The organism is Bacillus sp. AF62, assembly GCF_050312695.1.
Taxonomy (GTDB): Bacteria; Bacillota; Bacilli; order Bacillales; family Bacillaceae_G; genus Bacillus_A; species Bacillus_A cereus.
Genome location: NZ_JBNPJZ010000098.1, coordinates 33,532 through 57,327 on the forward strand (window position 1 = coordinate 33,532; position 23,796 = coordinate 57,327).

Sequence of the window (23,796 nt, forward strand, 5' to 3'; positions counted from 1 at the left end):
TTCAACCGGCATTTCCCTGTATGGATGCACCATTTGTAGTTTTCGTGTAAAATTAGGAAATAAAACTTTTTATAAGGCAGGTACGAAAATGAAAATAGCTATTGTTACTGATAGTACAGCATATATACCGAAGCAAATCCGTGATGAACTCAATATATATATGATTCCATTAAACGTTGTGTTTGGAACAGAATCTTATCAAGAAGAAGCTGAAATTTCAGCAGATGATTTTTATGTGAAAGTACGTGAACAAGAGGAACTTCCAAAAACTTCTCAACCAGCAATCGGAAAGTTTGTTGAGCTATATGAAGAACTAGCTAAAGATTATGATGCAGTTATTAGTATTCACCTATCAAGTGGAATTAGTGGTACATATCAAACATCAACGACAGCTGGACAGATGGTAGAGGGTATTGATGTATACACGTATGACTCTGAAATTAGTTGTGAAGTACAAGGATTTTATGTGCGTGAAGGTGCAAGGTTAGCAAGTGAAGGAAAGAGTCCAAAAGAGATTATTGCTCGTTTTGATGAAATGAAGAAAACGATGGACGCCTATTTTGTAGTTGATGATTTACATCATTTACAACGTGGTGGTCGATTAAATAGCGCGCAAGCTTTCATCGGCAGTCTGTTACAAGTGAAGCCAGTTTTATATTTTAGAGATAAAATCATTATTCCGTTTGAAAAGATTCGTACACGTAAAAAAGCATTAAAACGTATCATTGAAATTTTTGATGAGCAAGCAAGTAAAGGTGTACCTATGGAAGCAGTTATCATTCATGCGCAACGTGAAGAGGAAGCGAATGAATGGAAGAAAGAATTAGAAGCAAAATATCCTCACGTCACAATTCGTACAGGTTATTTTGGAGCTGTAATTGGTACGCACTTAGGTGAAGGTGCATTAGGTCTTGGATGGTATACGAAGTAATAAAGATATAAAAAGCTCTCTTTTTAAGAGGGTTTTTTTACGGGTATGTTACGTTTAGTTGACAAGTTAATATTTGGAAATGGTAAAATGTACGTAAAATAAAATAATGAGGAAAGTTTTATAACTTACTTTTTACAAGAAACTATATTATAATAGAAGAGAGGTGAAACATATGGAGCATAATTCTTGTTTATGTCCAAAGTTTGAGTCAGCTTTTACTCTGCTTAGTAAGAAGTGGACTGGCTTAATTATTAAATCTTTGCTTGAAGAGTCGAAACGGTTTAGAGAAATCGCAGATATTATCCCAAATATGAGCGATCGTATGTTGTCAGAGCGTTTGAAGGAATTGGAAAGCGAGGGCATTGTAGTTCGTAATGTCTATCCAGAAGTACCGGTTCGAATCGAGTATGGCTTAACTGACAAGGGAAAAGCGTTAGAAAGTGTTATGGATGAGGTCCAAAATTGGGCTGAGAAATGGATGAAGTAGCATTTCATTTGTATTCGTATATTTAATAAAACGTAAGGGATTCCTTACGTTTTTTCTTTGTTTATAGAAGTAAGAAAAGTATATAAATTTCTACACACACATACAAAAATATACGAATTTTGCGCTAGAGCTACATATAATATTACATTTGTTTTACAAAAACGTAACATTAGCAAAAAAAATCCCGAATTATGGTATAAATTTTATAGGTTATATACGGAAAAAGAAAAAAGAAAGCGGTGTAAAAAATAAAATGAAAAAGCTAAAAATGGCATCTTGCGCATTAGTTGCAGGGTTAATGTTTTCAGGGCTAACACCAAATGTATTTGCAGAAGATAAAATTTCTGACGTGAAATCACAAATTAATACACAAAATGACACTTTACATAAACAACAACAAGAACGTGATGAATTACAAAAACAAATGAATGACTTAAACAAAACAATTCAAGGTTTAGATAAGTCTGTTCAAGAGAATGCTGCAAAGCTTGATGAAACAACGAAAAAAGTTTCTGATACTGAGCAATTAATTGAAAAGAAAAATAAAGATATTGCAGAATTACAAACGAAGATTGCAAAACGTGAAGAGTTATTAAGAAAGCGTTTAGTTGCACTTCAAGAACAGCCAAATACGAACGTTGTAACAGAAGTTCTTGTAAACTCTAAAAACGTTGCAGATTTAGTTGATCGTTTAACTTCTGTTTCTAAAATTCTTGAGTCTGATGAAGATATCATGAAAACACAGCAAGAAGATCAAGCTAGTGTGAAAAAAGATGTTGCAACGGTAAAAGAGAAACAAAAAGAATTAAAAGAAGCACAAGCTCAAATTGAAACTGCTAAGAAAGAACTTGACGCTGAAAAAGAGAAAAAAGCAACAGCGGTAAACGATTTAAGCGGTAAAATGGATACAGTTGTAACTTCAATGACAAGTACGGAAGGTCAATTGAAAGAGCTTGAGAAACAAGCGTTACAATTACAACGCATTGCAGAAGAAGAAGCACAAGCAAAAGCTGCACGAGAAGCTGCTGCTCAAAAACAAGCAGAGCAAGCTGCTAAAGCTGCGCAAGCTCAGCCAGCACAAGCACCTGCAGAGCAAGCTGCACCAGCAAACAATGGTGGACAAGCTCAAAAAGAAGAGCCTAAAAAAGAAGAACCTAAAAAAGAGGAACCAAAAAAAGAAGAGCCTAAGAAAGAAGCACCTAAACAAGAAGAGAAAAAGCCAGCTCCAAATGTGGGTGGCGTAATTGGTAAAGCGCAAAGCTACTTAGGTTTACCATATGTTTGGGGAAGTGCATCTCCATCAAACGGTGGTTTTGATTGTAGTGGATTCATTTCTTACATTTTTGGTGTAGGTCGTCAAGACGTTGCAGGTTACTGGAACTCAGTTTCTAAAGTAGGTAGCCCACAACCAGGAGACTTAGTATTCTTCCAAGGTACTTATAAAGCAGGTCCATCTCACATCGGTATTTACGTTGGTAATGGCCAAATGATTCATGCTAGTGATAAAGGAATTGCATACGGTGATATCAACAGCTCATATAACCAAAAACATTTCTTAGGTTACGGTCGATTCTAGGATTTATAAAAGAATAAAAAACGTGTATAAAGTCGATAGCTTACTATTTTATAAGTAGGTTATCGGCTTTTTTGAGTTTTTACGGGATTTGAAGAAGGGTTTATAGTAGTGCTGGAGGTGATTGTCGATGCTAGCGGGGAAACAGTTGCTATTAGACGAACTTTCTTCAGATTTACAGAGGGAATTAAATGATTTGAAAAAGAAGGGAGAGGTCGTGTGTGTACAAGGTGTAAAAAAGAAGGCTTCTAAATATGTATGTCAGCGCTGTGGAAATATAGAACAGCGGCTATTTGCGTCGTTTTTATGTAAAAGATGCAGTAAAGTGTGCACATATTGCCGGAAGTGTATAACGATGGGGAGGGTAAGTGAATGTGCTGTACTTGTTCGCGGGATTGCTGAAAGAAAGAGAGAAAAGAATTTAAACTTGTTACGGTGGAGCGGAACGTTGTCTACTGGTCAGAATTTGGCGGCGCAAGGAGTTATAGAGGCTATTAAGCGAAAAGAATCATTTTTTATTTGGGCTGTATGCGGGGCTGGGAAAACAGAGATGTTGTTTTACGGTATTAACGAAGCGCTTCAAAAAGGAGAAAGAGTTTGTATCGCAACGCCGAGAACGGATGTTGTTCTGGAATTAGCACCGAGATTACAAGAAGTATTTCCATATATAAAGGTAGCGGCTTTATATGGAGGGAGTGTGGATAAAGAAAAAGATGCAGTACTAGTCGTTGCAACCACGCATCAATTATTGCGTTATTATAGGGCGTTTCATGTCATGGTTGTAGATGAGATAGATGCTTTTCCATATTGTGCAGATCAAATGTTACAGTACGCGGTAAAACAAGCGATGAAAGAAAGAGCGGCGCGTATTTATTTAACTGCGACTCCAGATGAAACGTGGAAGCAAAAATTTAGAAGAGGTGAACAAAAAGGTGTTATTGTTTCTGGACGATATCACCGTCATCCTTTGCCAGTTCCTTTATTTTGTTGGTGCGGGAATTGGAAAAAAAGCCTCATTCATAAAAGAATTCCTCGAGTTTTACTACAGTGGTTACAAACGTACTTAAATAAAAAATATCCTATTTTTTTATTTGTCCCCCATGTGCGATATATAGAAGAGATAAGCCTGTTGTTAAAGTCATTAAACAAGCGAATTGAAGGTGTACATGCAGAAGATCCGGGTAGAAAAGAAAAAGTAGCGGCTTTCAGAAAAGGAGAAATCCCATTATTAGTTACAACGACAATTTTAGAGCGAGGCGTAACAGTAAAAAATTTGCAAGTAGCGGTTTTAGGGGCGGAAGAAGAAATATTCTCAGAAAGTGCACTCGTACAAATTGCGGGCCGAGCAGGGCGGAGCTTTGAAGCACCGTATGGAGAGGTCGTTTATTTTCACTATGGTAAGACAGAGGCGATGGTGCACGCGAAAAAACATATTCAAGGTATGAATAAAAATGCGAAAGAACAAGGATTGATCGATTAATGCATTGTTTACTTTGTGATGAGTGTTTTGTAGAAACGGTTAGTTGGTACAATTTTTTTGTAAAGTGTCATAGAAAATATATATGTGATAGATGTGAGCAGAAACTTTCCTATATTATAGGAGAAATTTGCATGGAGTGTGGGCGGCCTTTAGAATATGTTCCTGCCTCATTTCAAGAAGACGGAATTTGTATAGATTGTCTAAGGTGGATGAAAGAGGCGGAGTATCGTTCTTTTAAAAACCGTTCGTTATATATGTATGATGATGAGATGAAAGAAATAGTAGCGCAGTTTAAGTTTCGGGGGGATGCAGAGTTAGTGCGCATTTTTTATCGTCCTTTTCGAAGTTTATTTCAAAAGTATTTTGCTAATGTTTCAACCGTTATCGCTGTTCCGCTTAGTAAGGAAAGGGAAGTTGAACGTGGTTTTAATCAAGCTGAGTTATTAGCAACTTGTTTACCTGTCAAAATTTCTTATCCATCATTAAGAAGAAGGGAAACAGAAAAGCAAAGTAAGAAGACACGTAAAGAAAGGGTGTCAGGAAGCAATCCTTTTTATTTTCAGGGAGAAGAGATGTTTTCTGGGCAACATATTTTACTCGTTGATGATGTGTATACGACTGGAATTACAGTTAGGCAAATCGGAAGTTTGTTATATGAAAGAGGGGCAAGGGAAGTATCTAGTTTGACACTTTGTAGAAGTTAATATGGCAGTGTCGAAAGGGATAATAAAAAGGCGATAAGTCTTCTTTGACTTCATATGTTGTCATTCGTTATAGTCAAAATATGGGGCGAATGCCCTGATTTTTAGAGTGAAGGGAATGGAATGAACATGCAAGGAAGAGTGAAATGGTTCAATGCAGAAAAGGGATTTGGGTTTATTGAGCGTGAAGATGGTGACGATGTATTTGTCCATTTTTCTGCTATTCAACAAGATGGGTATAAGTCATTAGAAGAAGGGCAACAAGTAGAGTTTGACATTGTAGATGGAGCACGTGGACCACAAGCAGCTAATGTTGTGAAACTGTAGGGGATATTGTTTTGGGAAGAGAAAGCTGCGTTTGTGGCAACGTTATATATATGTAGTAGAACCTCTTGTTTTTCGCAAGGGGTTTTTTGTTATAGGGTAAGTTGTCAAAAAGTTGTTTCTTTTCTGTAACGAATTGTCCACAGTTATATTCGTTATTCACGATGTTAATAGGATAAAATAAAGATAGAAACGATGCATCTTTTCATTTCAACAAAAAACGATAAAAAAATCGCAATTCCACTAATTTTTTTAAAAAAGTTAGAAGGAGTTTTTAAGCCAGTGTCGAAATTATAGTACATAGGCTTGAAAGGAGGAATTCATCTATGAAATTCAACATTCGTGGTGAAAATATTGAAGTAACTCCAGCATTAAAGGAATATGTAGAGAAAAAACTAAGTAAGTTAGAGCGTTATTTTGATACATTCCCAGAGATTAAAGTTAATTTAAAAGTATACTCTGACAAGCAACGTGTCGAGGTAACAATACCATTTACTGATTTATTACTTCGTGCAGAAGAAACTAATAGCGATATGTACGCTGCTATCGATTTAGTAGTTGATAAACTTGAGCGACAAATTCGTAAACATAAAACAAAGGTAAATCGTAAGTTACGTGAGAAAGGTTCTATGAAAACGAACTTTATCCTTCCAGAAGCAGTAGCTGTTCTGGATGCGGTAGAAGAGGATGAATTAGAACTTGTACGTACAAAACGATTCGATTTAAAACCGATGGACGTTGAAGAAGCGATCCTACAAATGGATATGCTAGGACATAATTTCTTCGTCTTCACAAATGCTGATACAAATGAAACTAATGTTGTATATGGCCGTAAAGATGGGAAATACGGTTTAATCGAAACTAAATAATAATTCAAAAGCGCAGCCGAAATGGCTGCGCTTTTTTTGCTGAAAATAGATTTTTAAAAAACTTTTCTTAATTTAGCACGAGACATTCGGCCGATTGTTGTCATAGTTATAAGACAAGTGTTACAATTATCATTAGGTATATACATTTTAGTTTTTTTAATTAGGAGAAAAATTGGCATAACATACATTTGATTTTTATAACGACTGATTGTAATAGAGAAAAAGAAAAACAATCGGAAGTTTTATTTTAATAAAAAGAGGAGCGTATTTCCTATGATCGGTATTTTAAAAAAGGTGTTTGATGTAAACCAACGCCAAATTAAACGTATGCAAAAGACAGTTGAGCAAATTGATGCATTAGAGTCATCTATTAAGCCACTAACTGATGAACAATTAAAAGGAAAGACGCTTGAATTTAAAGAACGTCTAACAAAAGGTGAAACAGTAGATGATCTACTACCTGAAGCTTTTGCAGTTGTTCGCGAAGCGGCAACTCGTGTTCTTGGAATGCGTCCATATGGCGTACAGTTAATGGGGGGTATTGCCTTACATGAAGGGAATATTTCTGAGATGAAAACGGGTGAAGGTAAAACGTTAACATCTACATTACCTGTATATTTAAATGCTTTAACAGGAAAAGGTGTTCACGTTGTTACAGTCAATGAATACTTAGCACAACGTGATGCGAACGAAATGGGACAACTTCATGAGTTCCTTGGCTTAACGGTAGGAATTAACTTAAATAGTATGTCACGCGAAGAGAAACAAGAGGCTTATGCTGCTGATATTACGTATAGCACAAATAATGAGCTTGGATTCGATTACTTACGTGACAACATGGTTTTATATAAAGAGCAGTGCGTTCAACGTCCACTTCACTTTGCTATTATCGATGAAGTCGATTCTATTTTAGTCGATGAAGCGCGTACGCCGCTTATTATTTCGGGACAAGCTCAAAAATCAACAGAGCTATACATGTTTGCAAATGCATTCGTTCGTACGTTAGAAAATGAAAAAGAGTATTCATTTGATGTGAAAACGAAAAATGTAATGTTAACAGAAGATGGTATTACGAAAGCAGAGAAAGCTTTCCATATTGAAAACTTATTCGATTTAAAACATGTAGCACTTCTTCACCATATTAATCAGGCGCTTCGTGCACACGTTGTTATGCATCGTGATACAGATTATGTTGTACAAGAGGGCGAAATCGTAATTGTAGACCAATTCACTGGTCGTCTTATGAAAGGTCGTCGCTATAGCGAAGGTTTGCACCAAGCGATTGAAGCAAAAGAAGGTGTAGAAATTCAAAATGAAAGTATGACGCTTGCAACAATTACGTTCCAGAACTATTTCCGTATGTATGAAAAGTTATCTGGTATGACTGGTACAGCGAAAACGGAAGAAGAAGAATTCCGTAGTATTTACAATATGAATGTTATCGTAATTCCAACAAACAAACCGATTATTCGTGATGATCGTGCCGATTTAATCTTTAAATCAATGGAAGGTAAGTTCAATGCAGTTGTTGAGGATATTGTGAATCGTCATAAACAAGGGCAACCTATTCTTGTAGGTACAGTTGCAATTGAAACTTCAGAGCTTATTTCAAAAATGTTAACACGTAAAGGTGTACGTCATAACATTTTAAATGCGAAAAACCATGCGCGTGAAGCAGATATCATTGCAGAAGCCGGTATGAAAGGTGCTGTAACGATTGCAACGAATATGGCTGGTCGTGGTACAGATATTAAGCTTGGAGATGATGTGAAAATCTTCGGTCTAGCAGTTATCGGTACAGAACGTCATGAAAGCCGTCGTATTGATAATCAGTTACGTGGTCGTGCTGGTCGTCAAGGGGACCCTGGTGTGACGCAGTTCTACTTATCAATGGAAGATGAATTAATGCGCCGATTTGGTTCAGATAATATGAAAGCAATGATGGATCGTCTTGGTATGGATGATTCTCAGCCAATTGAAAGTAAAATGGTTTCTCGTGCGGTAGAGTCTGCACAAAAACGTGTTGAAGGAAATAACTATGATGCACGTAAGCAGTTATTACAATACGATGATGTACTTCGTCAGCAACGTGAAGTTATTTATAAGCAACGTCAAGAAGTAATGGAATCGGAAAACTTACGTGGCATTATTGAAGGTATGATGAAATCTACAGTAGAACGTGCTGTTGCGCTTCATACACAAGAGGAAATTGAAGAGGATTGGAACATCAAAGGTCTTGTTGACTACTTAAATACAAACCTTCTTCAAGAAGGAGACATAAAAGAAGAAGAATTACGTCGCCTTGCTCCTGAGGAAATGAGCGAACCGATCATCGCGAAATTAATAGAGCGTTATAATGACAAAGAAAAGCTTATGCCAGAAGAGCAAATGCGTGAGTTTGAGAAGGTTGTTGTATTCCGCGTTGTAGATACGAAATGGACAGAGCATATTGATGCGATGGATCACCTTCGTGAAGGTATTCATTTACGTGCTTACGGTCAAATTGATCCACTTCGTGAGTACCAAATGGAAGGATTCGCGATGTTCGAGTCAATGGTTGCTTCTATTGAAGAGGAAATTTCTCGTTACATTATGAAAGCTGAAATTGAACAAAACTTAGAACGTCAAGAAGTTGTTCAAGGTGAAGCTGTTCATCCATCTAGCGATGGCGAAGAAGCGAAGAAAAAGCCAGTTGTAAAAGGTGACCAAGTGGGCCGCAACGATTTATGTAAATGTGGTAGCGGTAAAAAATATAAAAACTGCTGTGGTATTGTTCAGTAATATAGGGCGGTAGCTTTGGCTGCTTTGCAAACTTTTATATCAAAAATGTATAATTAAGAAGAATTAAACTCTCTCCGTAATAAGTGGAGAGAGTTTCCCTTGTTTTCATACGAAAGTAACAGCAATTACATAGAGGTGAAGGAAATGGAATTAGTAGAAATTAGACAGGAATTAGAGAAAATGGCTAAGCGATTAGCGGCTTTTAGGGGGTCTCTTTGACCTCCCTACTAAGGAGAACCAAATTGCAGAATTAGAAGAAAAAATGATGGGCGCAGGATTTTGGGATGACCAACAAGGCGCACAAGTTGTAATTAATGAAGCGAATGCGTTAAAAGATATGGTTGGAAGTTTCCGTCAGTTAGATGAGACGTTCGAAAATTTAGAAGTAACGCATGAGCTTTTAAAAGAAGAATATGATGAAGATTTACATGAGGAATTAGAATCAGAAGTAAAAGGCTTAATTCAAGAAATGAATGAGTATGAGCTTCAGTTACTATTAAGTGATCCTTATGATAAAAATAATGCGATTTTAGAATTACATCCAGGTGCAGGTGGAACTGAGTCACAAGACTGGGGTTCTATGTTATTACGTATGTATACACGTTGGGCTGAAAAACGTGGATTTAAAGTAGAAACGGTTGACTATTTACCAGGTGATGAAGCTGGTATTAAGAGTGTAACTTTATTAATTAAAGGTCATAACGCTTACGGTTACTTAAAAGCAGAGAAAGGTGTACATCGTCTTGTACGTATTTCACCATTCGATTCTTCAGGTCGTCGTCATACATCGTTTGTATCTTGTGAAGTTGTACCAGAGTTCAATGATGAAGTTGAAATCGAAGTACGTACAGAAGATTTAAAAATTGATACGTACCGCGCAAGTGGAGCGGGTGGACAGCACGTAAATACGACAGATTCAGCAGTTCGTATTACACATACACCGACAAATACAGTTGTAACGTGTCAGTCAGAGCGTTCACAAATTAAAAACCGTGAGCATGCGATGAAGATGTTAAAAGCGAAATTATATCAAAAGAAACTAGAAGAGCAACAGGCACAATTAGATGAAATCCGTGGGGAACAAAAAGAAATCGGATGGGGTAGCCAAATCCGTTCTTACGTATTCCACCCGTATTCTCTTGTAAAAGACCACCGTACAAATACGGAGGTTGGTAACGTACAAGCAGTTATGGATGGAGAGATTGATCCATTTATTGATGCTTACTTACGTTCTCGCATCTAATAAGCGAAAAAAAGCCAACAAAATTGTTGGCACATGCTGAGGATATAGAGGATAGAAAGAATTTGATTTTATTTTTATAGATGAAGTAAAGAGGAAGAGAAGTTGGAAACGACAACTTCTCTTTTTGATGGGATTATATGTAGATTACAATGCTGTATATTGTTTTGTAAAAAGTAGAGAATAGTAAAATAGAGCGGTAATAGGGGAAAGATTTATAAAGAACTTTTCTAATTTTCCTTTTAAAAAGGATTCTTTATAGAAGTTCTTTAAGTTGTTCACAGAATTGAAACAACTTATGAAAGCTTTATTTTATCAAGGTTCTCACTGTATTTTTGAGGAATATGAAATACACCTTGGTTTTTCTATATAAAGATAATGCTTATAATGAAAATGAGTGTGTTAAGAATAAAAAGAATATCAACAATGGGGAGCGATAGAATTGAAAAAGAAATTGTTGGCTATTGCGCTAGGGACATCGGTTGTTTTTACTTTAGGAGCATGCGGAAATAAAGAAGAGAGTAAGTCTTCGAAACAGTCTGCAAGCACAGACAGCGCAGAACAAATTTTCCAAAGAAGTTGTGCTGGATGTCACGCGACAGATTTATCAGGGGCAACTGGACCTGATTTAAGAAAAGTAGGCGGTAAGTACGACGCTGCAGATATCGAAGAGATTATTAAAAAAGGCCGCGGTTCAATGTCGCCAGGACTTATTCAAGGTGAAGATGCGAAAAAAGTATCTGAATGGTTAGCTGAACATAAATAAAAAAGGTGAAATGGACGAGTTGATAATATAGTCAACTCGTTTTCCTTTTTCTGGGATGTAACATAACTGTAACAAAAATGTATCCAAATTGGAAACCGTTTGATGTTACAATGGGTTTTGTAGAATTTTGCTGAAATATATTACATAGAGTAGTATTGCTTATGAAAAAGCGTAAGTAAACTGCCTTCAACAAGAAAGACCAGGCGAAAATAAAGGGTGTCTTTTATTTTCAGATGTACAGAAAAGTATTTCGAAAAAAATCATTAAGTATTGGGTGATAAATAATGATAAAAATGACGAATGTTTATAAGGAGTACCCGAATGGTATGAAAGCCATTGCTGGTCTCACAGTTAACATTAAACAAGGTGAGTTCGTATACGTAGTTGGACCGAGTGGAGCCGGAAAATCTACATTTATTAAAATGATGTATCGTGAAGAGAAGCCATCTACAGGATCAATTAATGTAAATGGACTTGTTATTGAAACATTGGCAGAAAGAGATGTTCCATATTTCCGTCGTCAATTAGGCGTAATTTTCCAAGATTTTAAATTGCTACCTAAATTAACGGTATATGAGAATGTTGCGTTTGCTTTAGAAGTAATTGAAGAAGAACCAGATGCAATTCGTGAGCGCGTAACAGAAGTTTTAGGTCTTGTAGGTCTTGAAGATCGTGCAGATGCAATCCCAAGTGAACTTTCGGGCGGGGAGCAACAACGTGTTGCGATTGCGAGAGCGATTGTAAATCGACCAAAGGTTGTAATTGCCGATGAGCCAACAGGTAACTTAGATATTGAAACAGCTCTTGATATTATGAAGATTTTTACTCGCATTAATGAGCGTGGTACAACAATTGTTATGGCGACGCATAATGCAGATATCGTAAATACAATCCGTCATCGTGTAATCGCGATTGAAGGCGGAAAAATTGTTCGAGACGAGATTGAGGGAGGATACGGATATGAAGGCTAAGACCCTTAGTCGACATTTGCGAGAAGGTGTAAAGAATCTATCACGTAACGGATGGATGACGTTTGCTTCTGTTAGTGCAGTAACAGTTACATTATTACTTGTAGGTGTCTTTTTAACAGCGATTATGAATATGAACCATTTTGCGACGAAAGTAGAGCAAGATGTAGAGATTCGTGTACACATTGATCCAGCTGCAAAAGAAGCTGATCAAAAGAAATTAGAAGAAGATATGAGTAAGATTGCAAAAGTAGATTCTATTAAATATTCTTCTAAAGAAGAAGAGTTAAAACGTTTAATTAAAAGCTTAGGTGATAGTGGAAAAACGTTTGAGTTATTTGAACAAGATAACCCACTTAAAAACGTATTCGTTGTAAAAGCAAAAGAACCAACAGATACAGCGACAATCGCGAAGAAAGTTGAAAAAATGCAGTTTGTCAGTAATGTTCAGTACGGAAAAGGGCAAGTTGAACGATTATTTGATACTGTAAAAACTGGTCGTAACATTGGGATTGCGTTAATTGCTGGTCTTTTATTCACAGCGATGTTCTTAATCTCTAATACAATTAAAATTACAATTTATGCTCGTAGTACAGAAATTGAAATTATGAAACTTGTTGGTGCAACAAACTGGTTTATTCGTTGGCCATTCTTGCTAGAGGGATTATTCTTAGGAGTATTAGGATCAATTATTCCAATTGGCCTAATTCTAGTTACGTATAATTCGTTGCAAGGTGTGTTTAACGAAAAACTTGGCGGAACAATTTTCGAGCTTCTACCATACAGTCCTTTCGTATTCCAATTAGCTGGTTTACTAGTGTTAATCGGTGCTTTAATCGGTATGTGGGGAAGTGTAATGTCAATTCGTCGCTTCTTAAAAGTATAAAAAGTTGCAAACATAATTCGTACAAGCTTATCATATAGTAGAAATAGGTAAAGGCATCACACACTGTGTGATGCCTTTTGCTACACCACCTGTGTGTTTTGGAAAGGGGAATTCCGCATTGAAACGTAGAGTTGCAATTATTGGAATGGTTGTTGCATTTTTAATTGGTGCTGGCGGAATGTTTGCAGGCATGTCTGTATTTGGGGTTACCCCAGCAGAAGTAACGCAAACAATTTCGAGTGGGAATGCTAGCACTGCGCAAGGGAATTTGGCAAAAATTAATGAGGCGTATGCACTAATTGATTCACGTTATGTGGAAGACGTGAAAGATGAAAAGTTAGTTGAAGGTGCAATACAAGGTATGTTGTCTACGCTGAAGGACCCTTATTCCACGTATATGGATAAAGAAACAGCCAAACAGTTTAGTGAATCGCTTGATCCTGAATTAGAGGGGATTGGGGCTGAGGTGAACAAGACGGACGATAAGCTTATTATCGTATCGCCAATTAAAGGTTCACCAGCAGAAAAGATAGGAATTAAACCGAATGACCAAATTTTATCTGTAGATGGAAACAGTGTGAAAGACTTATCACGTGAAGAAGCGGTATTAAAAATTCGTGGTAAAAAGGGAACGACTGTCGCAATTGAAATTAAACGTGCGGGAGTAACTGATCCGATTGTATTTAAAATTAAGCGTGAAAAGATTCCAATCTTTACAGTGTTTAGTTCTGTGAAGCAAGAGAGTGGAAAAGATATCGGTTATATGCAAATCACTTCTTTTGCTGAGAATACAGCGAAGGAATTTAAGGATCAGTTAAAAGAGTTAGAGAAGAAAAATATAAAAGGCTTAGTTATTGACGTGCGTGGTAATCCTGGTGGCTATTTAAATAGTGTAGAAGATATACTAGGGGAAATTATGACGAATAAAAAGCCAATGCTACAAGTAGAGCAGCGAAATGGTGAGAAGAAGAAATTCTCTACGGAACTGAAAGAGAGAAAACCATATCCAATTTCAGTATTAATTGATAATGGAAGTGCTTCTGCTTCAGAGATTTTAGCGGGTGCGCTGAAAGAAGGAGAAGGATACGATTTAATTGGTGAAAAAACATTTGGTAAAGGTACTGTCCAGCAAGCTGTTCCATTTAAAGACGGCAGCAACATTAAATTAACAATGTTTAAATGGTTAACACCGGATGGGAACTGGATTCATAAAAAAGGAATCGCACCAACAGTAGAAGTGAAGCAACCAAATTATTATCATGCGACACCAATTCAAATTGAAAAAACACTTTCATACAATTCAAATGATGTACAAGTAAAACATGCTCAAGAAATGCTTAAGAGCTTAGGGTATGTACCAGGTCGTGAAGATGGATACTTTAGTAAAGAGACAGAATCGGCGCTGAAAGCATTCCAAAATGCGAATGAGATGGAAGCGACAGGACAGCTTGATAAAAAGACAGCTGAAGCGATTCAAACTAAAATTATCGAAAAAATCCGTTCTGGAGAAAATGATTTACAATTACAGTCAGCATTAAAGTTAATGGCAAAATAAGAAGAAATACAGGCAGTTTGCTGCCTGTATTTTTTTGTGTTAAACAAACGTTTGTTTAGTTGTGATAATATAAAAAGAAAGAATGATATAAATGGTGGTGAATGAGTTCGTGGAGGCGTGGATTTTTGAAATAATGCGGGCAGTTGGACGTTTTTTCTTACACCCTGCTGTCTATATATTTGTAATAAGTAGTATCTTCGTTGGATACTTACGTATGTTAAGAGAACGAAAAGATTTTTCTTTTAAAGTTTATGATATTTGGTTTGAACTGCGAACCTCTCTATTTGCAGGGATTGGATACGGATTAGTAGTATCTATTATTACGATTGGGCTTGGACTTGTTGTTTCTAAAGCAAGCTTATGGGCTATTTTAATTTGGACATTACTATTTGGATTAACGGCTATGTATCGATATTTATCGGCAGCTTATACATTTAGCATTGCGATTGTATGTGTTCTATTATCTTCTAAGCTACCAGTTTCCTTCTTACAGCTTCGAGAAGGTGAAGAGAATACCATCGTATCCCTTGCTATTTTGCTAGGCGTTATGCTTATTGTAGAAGGCTTATTGATTTCTAAAAACGCGGTAGGATACTCTACACCGAAGATTAGGAAGGGGAAGCGTGGATTAAAGATTGGTTTACACGAATCAAAGCGTTTATGGATCGTTCCTATTTTTATTCTTGTACCGGGTGATGCGGTAACGCAGTTTATTTCATGGTGGCCTGTCGTTTCAATAGGTTCAAATACATATTCTCTATTCCTCGTTCCATTTTTAATTGGATTTATGAGAAAGATTAAAAGTTATGAGCCGACGGAAGCTTTATTATTTACAGGAAGACGTGTTTATGGATTAGCAGGACTTGTGCTCGTTTTAGGAATCGCAAGTTACTGGTGGCACGTACTTGCAATTATCGCGATGGGAGTCGCGATGCTTGGGCGTTTCACAATTTCGATGCAAGAGAAAATTGCCGATGAAACAAGACCAGCGTATTTTGCTGCACGCAATGATGGGCTCATTGTACTAGATACAATTCCAAATACAATTGGAGCAGAGCTGAAATTACTGCCTGGAGAAATTATTACGAAAGTAAATGGAGTCATTCCAAAAAGCGCCGAGGAATTTTATGATGCGCTTCAAACGAAGACGACAGGAGCATTTTGTAAATTAGAAGTATTAGATACAAATGGTGAGCTTCGTCTTGCACAAACTGCATTATATGCTGGTGGACATCACGAATTAGGTATTGTATTCGTTGAACAGGAGCATGAGTGGGATTCAGAAGCGATGTAATAGAAGGAATGGTATCACCTTGTGGTGGTACCTTTTTTTGTTTTTTTGGGGGAGGGTAGTTAGTAAATGAAATTTATATCGGCGATTTTGCAAATATATCAGCGTAACTCGAAATATATCGGCGATTATTCGAATATATCGACTTTCCGGCCAAAAACGACAGCTATCGCAAAGCTTATTTTCAGTTTCATAGACGGATAACTTGAATAATTATTTGATAATGGTTATCATTTAGGGAGTCTTTTTAATTTTGGAAAATGGAGGTAAGATATGCTGCGTAAATTTTTCTCGTACTATAAACCGTATAAAGGTTTATTTATACTCGACTTTTCTTGTGCGGTTGTCGCAGGATTATTAGAACTCGGCTTCCCGCTTATCGTAAATCAATTTATTGATAAGTTATTGCCAGGGCAAAACTGGACGCTTATTTTATGGGCTTGTTTCGGTTTACTCGCAGTTTATATGTTAAATGCAGGCTTACAATATGTCGTTACATATTGGGGACATATGCTTGGTGTTAATATTGAAACAGATATGAGGCAGAAATTATTTGATCATATTCAAAAGCTATCATTCAGATTTTTTGATAATAATAAAACAGGTCATTTAATTTCGCGCCTTACAAACGATTTAATGGAAATTGGGGAAATTGCTCACCATGGACCAGAAGATTTATTTATCGCCGTAATGACTTTAGTTGGGGCATTCTCATTTATGATGATGATCAACTGGAAGTTAGCGTTATTAACGTTCTTCGTCATTCCATTCCTATTATGGTTATCACTTTACTTCAATAAAAAAATGACAGGTACATTTAGACGTTTATTCTCAGACGTTGCTGATTTCAATGCATGTATTGAGAACAACGTTGGTGGTATTCGCGTTGTACAAGCATTCGGAAATGAAAAGTTTGAGAAAGAGCAATTCGCTGTGAACAACGCTCGTTTCCGTACAACGAAATTAATGGCGTATAAAATTATGGCTTTAAATTCATCGATTAGTTATATGCTCATGCGTCTCGTAACGCTCTTCGTATTAATATGCGGTACATGGTTTGTTCTGCAAGGAGAATTAACATACGGTGGATTTATCGGATTCGTTCTATTAACGAATATTTTCTTCCGTCCAATTGAAAAAATTAACGCGGTAATCGAAAGCTATCCGAAAGGAATCGCTGGTTTTAAAAGGTATGTAGAGCTTCTTGAAACAGAGCCTGACATTGTAGACTCTAAAGATGCAATGGAAGTTAAACAGGTACATGGTGATATTCAATATAACAACATTACATTTGGATATGAAAATAAAGAACCGATTTTAAATGACATTAGTTTGAACATACATGCAGGTGAAACGGTTGCGTTCGTTGGACCATCAGGAGCAGGGAAAACGACGTTATGTAGCCTATTACCACGTTTTTATGAGCAAACATCTGGATCAATTCAAATTGATGGTATTGATACGAAAGATATGACATTATCTTCACTTCGTAAGCAAATTGGAATTGTGCAGCAAGATGTGTTCTTATTCTCAGGAACAATTCGTGAAAATATTGCTTACGGGAACTTAAAGGCGTCAGAAGCTGAAATTTGGCAGGCAGTAAAACGTGCGCAGTTAGAAGACTTAATTTACTCACAACCAGACGGTTTAGATACTGTTATCGGTGAGCGTGGTGTAAAACTTTCTGGTGGACAGAAGCAGCGTCTAGCAATTGCCCGTATGTTCTTGAAAAACCCGCCAATTTTAATACTAGATGAAGCTACTTCCGCACTAGATACTGAGACGGAACTTGCAATTCAAAAATCACTTGCTGAATTAGCAGCTGGTCGTACAACGTTAGTTATCGCTCACAGACTTGCAACGATTAAAAATGCAGATCGAATCGTCGTTGTAAATAAAGACGGTATTGCAGAACAAGGTTCACATGATGAATTAATTGAGCGTGGCGGAGGATACAGTAGGTTATACGAAGCTCAGTTTAGTTCGTAAATATAATTTGTACTGAATTAGTGCACCATAAGTAGGTAAAAATCTCATATGGGAGGCTATAAAGTATGATTGTAACAACAACGTCTACAATTCAAGGAAAAGAAATTATTGAGTATATCGATATCGTCAATGGAGAAGCGATTATGGGCGCGAATATCGTTCGTGACCTCTTCGCTTCTGTCCGTGACGTTGTCGGCGGTCGTGCGGGTGCTTATGAAAGTAAATTAAAAGAAGCGCGCGACATTGCAATGGAAGAGATGAAAACTTTCGCAAGACAAAAAAATGCGAATGCCATTGTTGGTATTGACGTGGATTACGAAGTAGTTCGCGAAGGGATGCTAATGGTTGCTGTGAGCGGGACTGCTGTCCATATATAAAAGTAAAAAGCCGTGCATCAGCACGGCTTTTTACTTTTATATGTCGAAGTTTCAATATTTCTTGGGAAATGCGGAAGGTCCCGTCGATATATAGGGAAGACATTAGAGTACTTCTTTACATTTCCGTATTTGAACTAATAATGTTTCGTATTCCTGGTTGAGAGATGTGATGTCATCTTTTTTGTCAAACTAATTTCTATTTACTATTTTTGAATTTATTATTATACAATTGTACTTTTGCCAGCGCCTCAGCATCGTTTTTGATTTCATCTAATCCATTCGCATCTCCAATGATATATCCTTCAAATGATGAACCAACAAAATCGAAGATGTATTGAAACTGAGCAATAAGCGGCAATGCCTTCAGTTTTGGATTGTCTCCGCCAACGATGACAACATACATCTTTTTATCTTTCATTTTCTCTTTGAAATGAAGAGGTGTATCGCGCAAGCTTTGTGACCAGCGATCAACAAAGTTTTTCATATGTCCACTCATTCCGTACCAATATAATGGTGTAGCAAGGATAATTGTGTCGTGCTCTAGCATGCGTTTGGTTAACTGCTCGTAGTCATCATTTACGGGTTGGAATCCTTCCGTATCATGACGTTGGTCTGTAATAGGATAGACGGTATGATCACGCAAATAAATTTGTTCTGTTTCAATGTCCTCTATCATCATATGTGTTAAAGCTTCTGTATTTCCGTTTTGTCTTGAACTGCCATGTATAACAAACATATAATCATCCCTTTTCTTTTGCTTGTTTTAGGAGTGAAACGTGTTTTTGCAAATTCGCTTGGATGTTGGAAAGCAATGTGATTTGCTTTGTTACTTCATTGAGTTTATCTTCGTAAAGTGTAAGGATACTGCTGCACGGATTGTCGTACAGGTGCGGTTCAATTTCAAGGCAGCGCAGCATCCTTGCCGTCTCTTCTAAATTTAAGCCAATTTGTAAGTACATTTGAATAAGCTCCACTTTTTCGATGGCACTTTCATCAAAATCACGGTAGCCATTTGCAAGGCGCTTAGAAGGGAGTAATCCCTTTTCTTCGTAATGTCTTAGTGATCTTTCACTAACGCCAGTTTCTTTTGATAATTCTCCAATTCGCAATGTATTTCACTCCTTTTACATGTATTGTAAACCTTCACACTAATGTGAAGGTCAACTCTGTTTTTTTGCAAAAGAATCTACATGATTTAAGAACACTTGAATGGCTTTAGATGGAATGAAATATTTACCGCGCACGATGGAGAACGGACGGATTAGTTGTTCATTTGGAACTTCGACGTGGAATAGTTCTTTTGCTAATAGCTCTTTCCGTACAGTCCAATCAGAAAGGATAGCGATGCCAAGCCCGGCACTAACAGCTTCCTTTACGCTTTGGATACTACTGAATGTAAAGAATCGTTTCATTTTTAAATGGTGTTGATGAATAAAGCGGTCACTATAAGCGCGTGTACCAGAACCACTTTCTCTTAATACCCATACTTGATCTTGGAGTGTACTTTCATTTATTTCATTTGTGCGGAGTAATGGATGATTTGGCGGGACGACGAGCTTCATTTCATCTTGCATAAATGTTTCAACATCTACGTCGGCATATACGACTAGTCCTTCCACTAGGCCGATATCAATTTGATTAGAGCGAAGGCTTTGCAAAACGTCTTCTGTATTTGAGATGAAAGTATGAACTTCGACGTGTGGATTTTCATTCGCATAGTTAGCCAGTATTTTTGGAAGTAAGTATTCGCCAATTGTAAAACTAGCACCAATACGAAGTGTTCCTGTTACAACGTTATGTAGTTCATTAATTTCTTGTTTAGCATCTTCGTAAAGAGAGAGCATTTGCTTTGCATGTATATATAATATGTTTCCTGCTTCCGTAACTTGGACGTGTTTCGGGGAGCGTTGAATAAGCGTAGTGCCAAGTTCGTTTTCTAAGTTGCGTATATGCATACTTACTCCAGGCTGTGAAAGGTTTAATAATTCTGCTGCACGGGAGAAGTGTTTCTGTTCAACGACAGTAACAAAAATTTTTAAAATGTCTACGTTCATATAATGGGCTCCTTTCTTTTTCTATCATCTTATCATAAGTATTTCTGATGATAGAGATTTGGTATTGGTATTAAACTTATTATAGAAACTCTCTTATAATGTAAGTAGAAAGAACATGCATGTTCCAATACGATTATTGGAGTGGTTCAAAATGGAACAAACACTTGTTATACAAAAGAAGAAGCGTTTTGGATTTTCGCAAGGAATTGGGATTACATTATTAATCGCAATTGCCGCGAAATATTTAGCAGAGCTTCCATTTTTAAATATTATGGGACAATTAGTAATTGCTATTCTAATTGGGATGGTTTGGCGCGCTGCAATTGGAGTTCCTCATGATGCGATTACAGGAACGAACTTTGCGAGTAAGAAGTTACTGCGCTTTGGGATCATCTTACTTGGAATGCGATTAAATCTTGTTGATATTGCGAAGGCGGGGCCGAAAGTATTGGTCATCGCGGCGGTTGTTATTACATTTACTATTTTTGTTGTATACGGACTAACGAAAGTATTTAAAGTAGAAAAGAAACTTGGGATTTTAACAGCATGCGGTACGGCAATTTGCGGCGCGGCCGCGGTCGTGGCAATTGCACCGCAAGTGAAAGCAAAAGATGACGAAACAGCAGTTGGAGCGGCGATTATTGCAATTTTAGGTACAATATTTACGCTTATTTATACGTTATTATATCCAGTGCTTGGCCTATCTCCATACGGATATGGAGTGTTCTCAGGGGCGACACTGCATGAAATTGCTCACGTAATTGCGGCTGCGGCGCCAGGAGGAAGCACGGCTGTAGATATCGCAGTTATCGTGAAACTAACGCGCGTTGCAATGCTTGTACCAGTAGCGATTTTAATCGGATTATGGTTTGGTAAGAGTGAAGGTAGCGAGGAAAAAAGATCATGGCGCGACCTTCCAATTCCGTGGTTCATCTTTGGGTTTTTAGCAATGAGTGCAGTGCATTCGCTTGGGATTATTCCAGAAGTTGTTGCGGGATACATTGTTGTTATTGCTTATATGCTAATCGCAATGGCGATGGCAGGGCTCGGTTTAAATGTAGAGTTTAAAACTTTCCGTAAATTAGGAAGTAAAGCATTCGTGGCAGGGCTGATTGGCTCGGTTTGCTTATCGGTTCTTGGATACGTTCTTGTATGGGGATTAGGATTTATATAAGTAGGACGAAGAAGCTGTTCCAAAAGATATTTTGGGGCAGCTTCTTTCTTATGCTTATGGTGCTACTGATGTCGATATATTTGGGAAATCGCCGATATAAATGGAGTTGCGCTGATATATTTGCAAAATCGCTGATATAAATTGAATTACTCTTGTACTTTGTTAGAGAAGATATGCAGTGAAATGTTTTTCTAAAATTTGTAAAGATATCTTTACTTATAACTGGAAAATATTTATAATTTAAGTAAAGATATCTTTACTTTTGAAGGTGGATCCTATGGGTGTGAAAAATAAAATAAAAGAGTTAAGAAAGCAAAATCATATAACGCAAGTTGAAATGGCAAAGGCGATGCAGGTGACGCGGCAGACAATTGTGGCGATTGAAAACCATCATTATAACCCGAGTCTAGAGCTATCCTTAAAAATCGCCAAATATTTTGGATTGAAGGTGGAGGAAATATTTACGCTGGAGTAAGGGGAAAGAAAATAAATGATAAGCTTGAGAGATTTCAATTAGATTAAACGTTTAAATATATAAGGATTGGTTTTGGTTTATTAATTAGTACGGCATCAACGAGCGTGTTAGCAACAAAGAATAATAGATAGAAAAAGGGGAACTGGGATGGGATTACCGGTGTTATGTGTCGCTACAGCTATATTTTCGCTTCTTTGGGGAATGCAAAACTTTTCTCGTAATCCAGTGCCGAGTATTTGTATTATGATTGGTACTGTAGGTTTATCGTATTATTTATTATTATTAGCCCATTATCATAAAACGGCAACGAGTGTTGTTGTTGGAGCACTTATTTTATTTTGTGGGCGCGCCATACAAAAGGGGTTATTTCCATAAAAGCTGTTTATACACTTTGTATAAACAGCTTTTTGTATTTTTTTTACAAAATACTTGAAAGTTACGTAACGTCATCTTCTATAATGAGGGGGAAGAGGTGATGGTAGTGATTTCAATACAAGAATTGACGAGAGAAACAGGGGTTACAGTACGTACACTACGTTATTATGATCAAATAGATTTATTAAAGCCGAGCGGAAAAACAGAGGGTGGGCATCGGTTATATAGTGAAGCTGACGTTATTCGTTTGCAACAAATTTTATTTTTAAAAGAAATGGGATTTTCATTAAAAGAAGTTGCGAATATGTTAGTAAAAGGTGAGCTGGATTTGAAAAAATCACTTGAAAACCAACTTCGATTTGTACAAGAAGAGCAAAAGAAGTTCAATCGAATGGAGCGTGTTTTACAAGCGGTTGTTTATTCGGTAGATGTAGAGGGAGAACTTGATTGGAAAGTTATGTTTGAACTTATTCAGCTTTCAAAACAGTCTCCTCGTATACGTGAAATATTTCAAAATGAAGTATTTTCAAAGGAAGAACAAAAGTTGCTTCATAATTTGCCAAATATGAGTGAGGAAGATCCGAATGTTTTAGAATGGGTAGATTTATTAAAGCAATTACGTATTTTTATGAAAGAGGGTAAAGAAGCCACTAGTGATGAAGTACAAAGGGCAATGAAGAGATTAATGCAGAAGTGTTTAGAAATGGCTAATGGTGACGAAGCGTTTTTAGATAAGTTATGGGAAGTTAGAAAATCAAAGGAAGATTCACAGAAAATGAGCATGTATCCAATTGAAGAAGAGTTTTTATTATATATGGATGAAGCTTTTCGTATTTATGATGAAAGGGAGAAGGATAAATGAGCATACTCGCAGAATATCGTTGGTATTTTTTAATTGGAGCAGAGATTGTATTTTGGTTATCGGCTATCGGTTTCTTTTTACTCCGTTACGGATTCCGTTTGAAGAAGGCGAGCTTTATTATGGGGATTGTACTCCTCGTAAATGAAGTGTTTATTTTAACATTAGGGGCAGTGGACTATTATCAAACAGGAAAGTTCTCTAATTTTCAAATCATTACTGTAATTATTTTACTGTATGCAGTTTTCTACGGGAAAAAGGATTTGAAGAAGCTTGATATATTTGCGCAAAAGCTAGTTGCGAAATGGCGTAATGAACCGGCGCCTATTATTGAAGAACAGGTAGAATTAACAGGTATGGCCTATGCAAAGCAGGAAATAAAAAATTGGGTATTACATCTTGTTTTATTCGTTGGTGTGCACATATTCTTTTTCTTCGCGTATGGATTTATTCCATTTGAACAATGGGGTAATTGGTTAGAATCGGGAATCGTTTTAAATAAAGCTGCAAGTCGCGTGAGCCAAGTGTGGGCAATTATATTTTTAGTTGATACAGCGATTTCATTTTCATATGTGGTTTTTCCGAAGAAGGAGAAAGGAAAAGAAAAGCTACTTTCATAGTTGAAAGTAGCTTTTGGGTAT

The 23,796-nt window shown here is 36.9% G+C and carries 24 protein-coding genes and 1 pseudogene; 21 read left to right on the forward strand and 4 right to left on the reverse strand.

The genetic code is table 11. The annotated features are described in order from the left end of the window. Positions 1-88: 88 nt before the first annotated feature. The 16 genes from ACQRBL_RS25950 (at position 89) to ACQRBL_RS26025 (ending at position 18,218) form a co-directional block, all read left to right on the forward strand. The gene (locus ACQRBL_RS25950; RefSeq protein WP_000684727.1) at positions 89-931 is read left to right on the forward strand and encodes a DegV family protein; all 843 of its coding nucleotides are present in this window, start codon (positions 89-91) and stop codon (positions 929-931) included. Between the two features lie 172 nt (positions 932-1,103). Next, entirely contained in the window at positions 1,104-1,418 is a 315-nt protein-coding gene (locus ACQRBL_RS25955) for a winged helix-turn-helix transcriptional regulator (protein WP_000400857.1), read from the forward strand. Between the two features lie 148 nt (positions 1,419-1,566). Beyond that, complete coding sequence (locus tag ACQRBL_RS25960) at positions 1,567-2,994, forward strand: NlpC/P60 family protein (RefSeq protein ID WP_411996227.1); 1,428 nt, start codon at positions 1,567-1,569, stop codon at positions 2,992-2,994. A 127-nt stretch (positions 2,995-3,121) separates the two neighbouring features. After that, positions 3,122-4,471 (forward strand): ATP-dependent helicase ComFA, encoded by a 1,350-nt coding sequence (comFA, locus tag ACQRBL_RS25965; RefSeq protein WP_000879411.1) that lies wholly within the window; start codon positions 3,122-3,124, stop codon positions 4,469-4,471. After that, complete coding sequence (locus tag ACQRBL_RS25970) at positions 4,471-5,175, forward strand: ComF family protein (RefSeq protein WP_021036092.1); 705 nt, start codon at positions 4,471-4,473, stop codon at positions 5,173-5,175. Before comFA ends, ACQRBL_RS25970 begins: the two co-directional genes overlap by 1 nt. Before the next feature lie 126 nt (positions 5,176-5,301). Further along, entirely contained in the window at positions 5,302-5,499 is a 198-nt protein-coding gene (gene cspC, locus ACQRBL_RS25975; protein WP_001990088.1) for a cold shock protein CspC, read from the forward strand. Positions 5,500-5,822: 323 nt separating this feature from the next. Continuing rightward, positions 5,823-6,365, forward strand: coding sequence for a ribosome hibernation-promoting factor, HPF/YfiA family (hpf, locus tag ACQRBL_RS25980; protein WP_000671189.1), 543 nt, complete (start codon positions 5,823-5,825; stop codon positions 6,363-6,365). Between the two features lie 273 nt (positions 6,366-6,638). Continuing rightward, positions 6,639-9,146, forward strand: a complete 2,508-nt coding sequence (gene secA, locus ACQRBL_RS25985; protein WP_000579372.1) for a preprotein translocase subunit SecA — start codon at positions 6,639-6,641, stop codon at positions 9,144-9,146. Between the two features lie 144 nt (positions 9,147-9,290). After that, a protein-coding gene (gene prfB / locus ACQRBL_RS25990) for a peptide chain release factor 2 (protein WP_096001455.1) occupies positions 9,291-10,389 on the forward strand; the annotation gives its coding sequence in 2 pieces (ribosomal slippage) (positions 9,291-9,362 and positions 9,364-10,389; 1,098 coding nt in all). 439 nt (positions 10,390-10,828) lie between these two features. Then, a complete protein-coding gene (cccB, locus tag ACQRBL_RS25995; RefSeq protein WP_000727975.1) occupies positions 10,829-11,152 on the forward strand; it encodes a cytochrome c551 in 324 nt (107 codons plus the stop codon). A gap of 284 nt (positions 11,153-11,436) precedes the next feature. Continuing rightward, positions 11,437-12,123 (forward strand): cell division ATP-binding protein FtsE, encoded by a 687-nt coding sequence (gene ftsE, locus ACQRBL_RS26000; RefSeq protein WP_000594326.1) that lies wholly within the window; start codon positions 11,437-11,439, stop codon positions 12,121-12,123. Further along, a complete protein-coding gene (gene ftsX / locus ACQRBL_RS26005) occupies positions 12,113-13,006 on the forward strand; it encodes a permease-like cell division protein FtsX (RefSeq protein WP_000645028.1) in 894 nt (297 codons plus the stop codon). The genes ftsE and ftsX overlap by 11 nt, the downstream gene beginning before the upstream one ends. 70 nt (positions 13,007-13,076) lie before the next feature. Beyond that, positions 13,077-14,561 (forward strand): S41 family peptidase, encoded by a 1,485-nt coding sequence (locus ACQRBL_RS26010; RefSeq protein WP_002094199.1) that lies wholly within the window; start codon positions 13,077-13,079, stop codon positions 14,559-14,561. A gap of 91 nt (positions 14,562-14,652) precedes the next feature. Next, positions 14,653-15,855 carry a PDZ domain-containing protein gene (locus tag ACQRBL_RS26015; RefSeq protein WP_000261251.1) on the forward strand — a complete coding sequence of 401 codons (1,203 nt, stop codon included), beginning with the start codon at positions 14,653-14,655 and terminating at the stop codon, positions 15,853-15,855. A 270-nt stretch (positions 15,856-16,125) separates the two neighbouring features. After that, positions 16,126-17,841, forward strand: coding sequence for an ABC transporter ATP-binding protein (locus tag ACQRBL_RS26020; RefSeq protein ID WP_411996228.1), 1,716 nt, complete (start codon positions 16,126-16,128; stop codon positions 17,839-17,841). A gap of 65 nt (positions 17,842-17,906) precedes the next feature. Beyond that, positions 17,907-18,218, forward strand: a complete 312-nt coding sequence (locus tag ACQRBL_RS26025; RefSeq protein ID WP_411996229.1) for a heavy metal-binding domain-containing protein — start codon at positions 17,907-17,909, stop codon at positions 18,216-18,218. Between the two features lie 102 nt (positions 18,219-18,320). On the opposite strand, the pseudogene ACQRBL_RS26030 reads toward ACQRBL_RS26025, so the two are convergent. From ACQRBL_RS26030 to ACQRBL_RS26045, 4 genes and pseudogenes are all read right to left on the reverse strand, one after another. Beyond that, positions 18,321-18,395 (reverse strand): annotated as a pseudogene (locus ACQRBL_RS26030) (macrolide transporter); the annotation flags it as partial. A 19-nt stretch (positions 18,396-18,414) separates the two neighbouring features. Beyond that, a complete protein-coding gene (locus ACQRBL_RS26035) occupies positions 18,415-18,954 on the reverse strand; it encodes a flavodoxin family protein (protein WP_078994125.1) in 540 nt (179 codons plus the stop codon). A gap of 4 nt (positions 18,955-18,958) precedes the next feature. After that, on the reverse strand, positions 18,959-19,327 hold the full coding sequence (locus tag ACQRBL_RS26040) for a MerR family transcriptional regulator (RefSeq protein ID WP_078994126.1): 369 nt from the start codon (positions 19,325-19,327) through the stop codon (positions 18,959-18,961). 51 nt (positions 19,328-19,378) lie between these two features. Continuing rightward, positions 19,379-20,272: a LysR family transcriptional regulator gene (locus tag ACQRBL_RS26045; protein WP_078994127.1), complete on the reverse strand. Its 894-nt coding sequence runs from the start codon at positions 20,270-20,272 to the stop codon at positions 19,379-19,381. A gap of 151 nt (positions 20,273-20,423) precedes the next feature. On the opposite strand from ACQRBL_RS26045, the gene ACQRBL_RS26050 reads away from it, so the two are divergent. The 5 genes from ACQRBL_RS26050 to ACQRBL_RS26070 all read left to right on the forward strand — a co-directional run bounded on the left by ACQRBL_RS26050 (position 20,424) and on the right by ACQRBL_RS26070 (position 23,775). Continuing rightward, a complete protein-coding gene (locus ACQRBL_RS26050) occupies positions 20,424-21,446 on the forward strand; it encodes a YeiH family protein (protein ID WP_000438436.1) in 1,023 nt (340 codons plus the stop codon). A gap of 277 nt (positions 21,447-21,723) precedes the next feature. Continuing rightward, positions 21,724-21,921 (forward strand): helix-turn-helix transcriptional regulator, encoded by a 198-nt coding sequence (locus tag ACQRBL_RS26055; protein WP_000538362.1) that lies wholly within the window; start codon positions 21,724-21,726, stop codon positions 21,919-21,921. A 147-nt stretch (positions 21,922-22,068) separates the two neighbouring features. Beyond that, entirely contained in the window at positions 22,069-22,296 is a 228-nt protein-coding gene (locus tag ACQRBL_RS26060; protein WP_000524139.1) for a hypothetical protein, read from the forward strand. 100 nt (positions 22,297-22,396) lie between these two features. Continuing rightward, positions 22,397-23,158, forward strand: a complete 762-nt coding sequence (locus ACQRBL_RS26065) for a MerR family transcriptional regulator (RefSeq protein WP_000260342.1) — start codon at positions 22,397-22,399, stop codon at positions 23,156-23,158. Continuing rightward, positions 23,155-23,775, forward strand: a complete 621-nt coding sequence (locus ACQRBL_RS26070; protein ID WP_000025200.1) for a hypothetical protein — start codon at positions 23,155-23,157, stop codon at positions 23,773-23,775. The genes ACQRBL_RS26065 and ACQRBL_RS26070 overlap by 4 nt, the downstream gene beginning before the upstream one ends. The last annotated feature ends 21 nt before the right edge of the window (positions 23,776-23,796 follow it).

What these genes read in the sequence shown, in the direction of transcription:
- ACQRBL_RS25950 (WP_000684727.1), top strand. Translation starts at nt 89, where the DNA reads ATGAAAATAGCTATTGTTACTGATAGTACAGCATATATACCGAAGCAA.
- ACQRBL_RS25955 (WP_000400857.1), top strand. Translation starts at nt 1,104, where the DNA reads ATGGAGCATAATTCTTGTTTATGTCCAAAGTTTGAGTCAGCTTTTACT.
- comFA (WP_000879411.1), top strand. Translation starts at nt 3,122, where the DNA reads ATGCTAGCGGGGAAACAGTTGCTATTAGACGAACTTTCTTCAGATTTA.
- ACQRBL_RS25970 (WP_021036092.1), top strand. Translation starts at nt 4,471, where the DNA reads ATGCATTGTTTACTTTGTGATGAGTGTTTTGTAGAAACGGTTAGTTGG.
- cspC (WP_001990088.1), top strand. Translation starts at nt 5,302, where the DNA reads ATGCAAGGAAGAGTGAAATGGTTCAATGCAGAAAAGGGATTTGGGTTT.
- hpf (WP_000671189.1), top strand. Translation starts at nt 5,823, where the DNA reads ATGAAATTCAACATTCGTGGTGAAAATATTGAAGTAACTCCAGCATTA.
- secA (WP_000579372.1), top strand. Translation starts at nt 6,639, where the DNA reads ATGATCGGTATTTTAAAAAAGGTGTTTGATGTAAACCAACGCCAAATT.
- ftsE (WP_000594326.1), top strand. Translation starts at nt 11,437, where the DNA reads ATGATAAAAATGACGAATGTTTATAAGGAGTACCCGAATGGTATGAAA.
- ftsX (WP_000645028.1), top strand. Translation starts at nt 12,113, where the DNA reads ATGAAGGCTAAGACCCTTAGTCGACATTTGCGAGAAGGTGTAAAGAAT.
- ACQRBL_RS26010 (WP_002094199.1), top strand. Translation starts at nt 13,077, where the DNA reads ATGCCTTTTGCTACACCACCTGTGTGTTTTGGAAAGGGGAATTCCGCA.
- ACQRBL_RS26015 (WP_000261251.1), top strand. Translation starts at nt 14,653, where the DNA reads ATGGTGGTGAATGAGTTCGTGGAGGCGTGGATTTTTGAAATAATGCGG.
- ACQRBL_RS26020 (WP_411996228.1), top strand. Translation starts at nt 16,126, where the DNA reads ATGCTGCGTAAATTTTTCTCGTACTATAAACCGTATAAAGGTTTATTT.
- ACQRBL_RS26025 (WP_411996229.1), top strand. Translation starts at nt 17,907, where the DNA reads ATGATTGTAACAACAACGTCTACAATTCAAGGAAAAGAAATTATTGAG.
- ACQRBL_RS26035 (WP_078994125.1), bottom strand. Translation starts at nt 18,954, where the DNA reads ATGTTTGTTATACATGGCAGTTCAAGACAAAACGGAAATACAGAAGCT.
- ACQRBL_RS26045 (WP_078994127.1), bottom strand. Translation starts at nt 20,272, where the DNA reads ATGAACGTAGACATTTTAAAAATTTTTGTTACTGTCGTTGAACAGAAA.
- ACQRBL_RS26050 (WP_000438436.1), top strand. Translation starts at nt 20,424, where the DNA reads ATGGAACAAACACTTGTTATACAAAAGAAGAAGCGTTTTGGATTTTCG.
- ACQRBL_RS26055 (WP_000538362.1), top strand. Translation starts at nt 21,724, where the DNA reads ATGGGTGTGAAAAATAAAATAAAAGAGTTAAGAAAGCAAAATCATATA.
- ACQRBL_RS26060 (WP_000524139.1), top strand. Translation starts at nt 22,069, where the DNA reads ATGGGATTACCGGTGTTATGTGTCGCTACAGCTATATTTTCGCTTCTT.
- ACQRBL_RS26065 (WP_000260342.1), top strand. Translation starts at nt 22,397, where the DNA reads ATGGTAGTGATTTCAATACAAGAATTGACGAGAGAAACAGGGGTTACA.
- ACQRBL_RS26070 (WP_000025200.1), top strand. Translation starts at nt 23,155, where the DNA reads ATGAGCATACTCGCAGAATATCGTTGGTATTTTTTAATTGGAGCAGAG.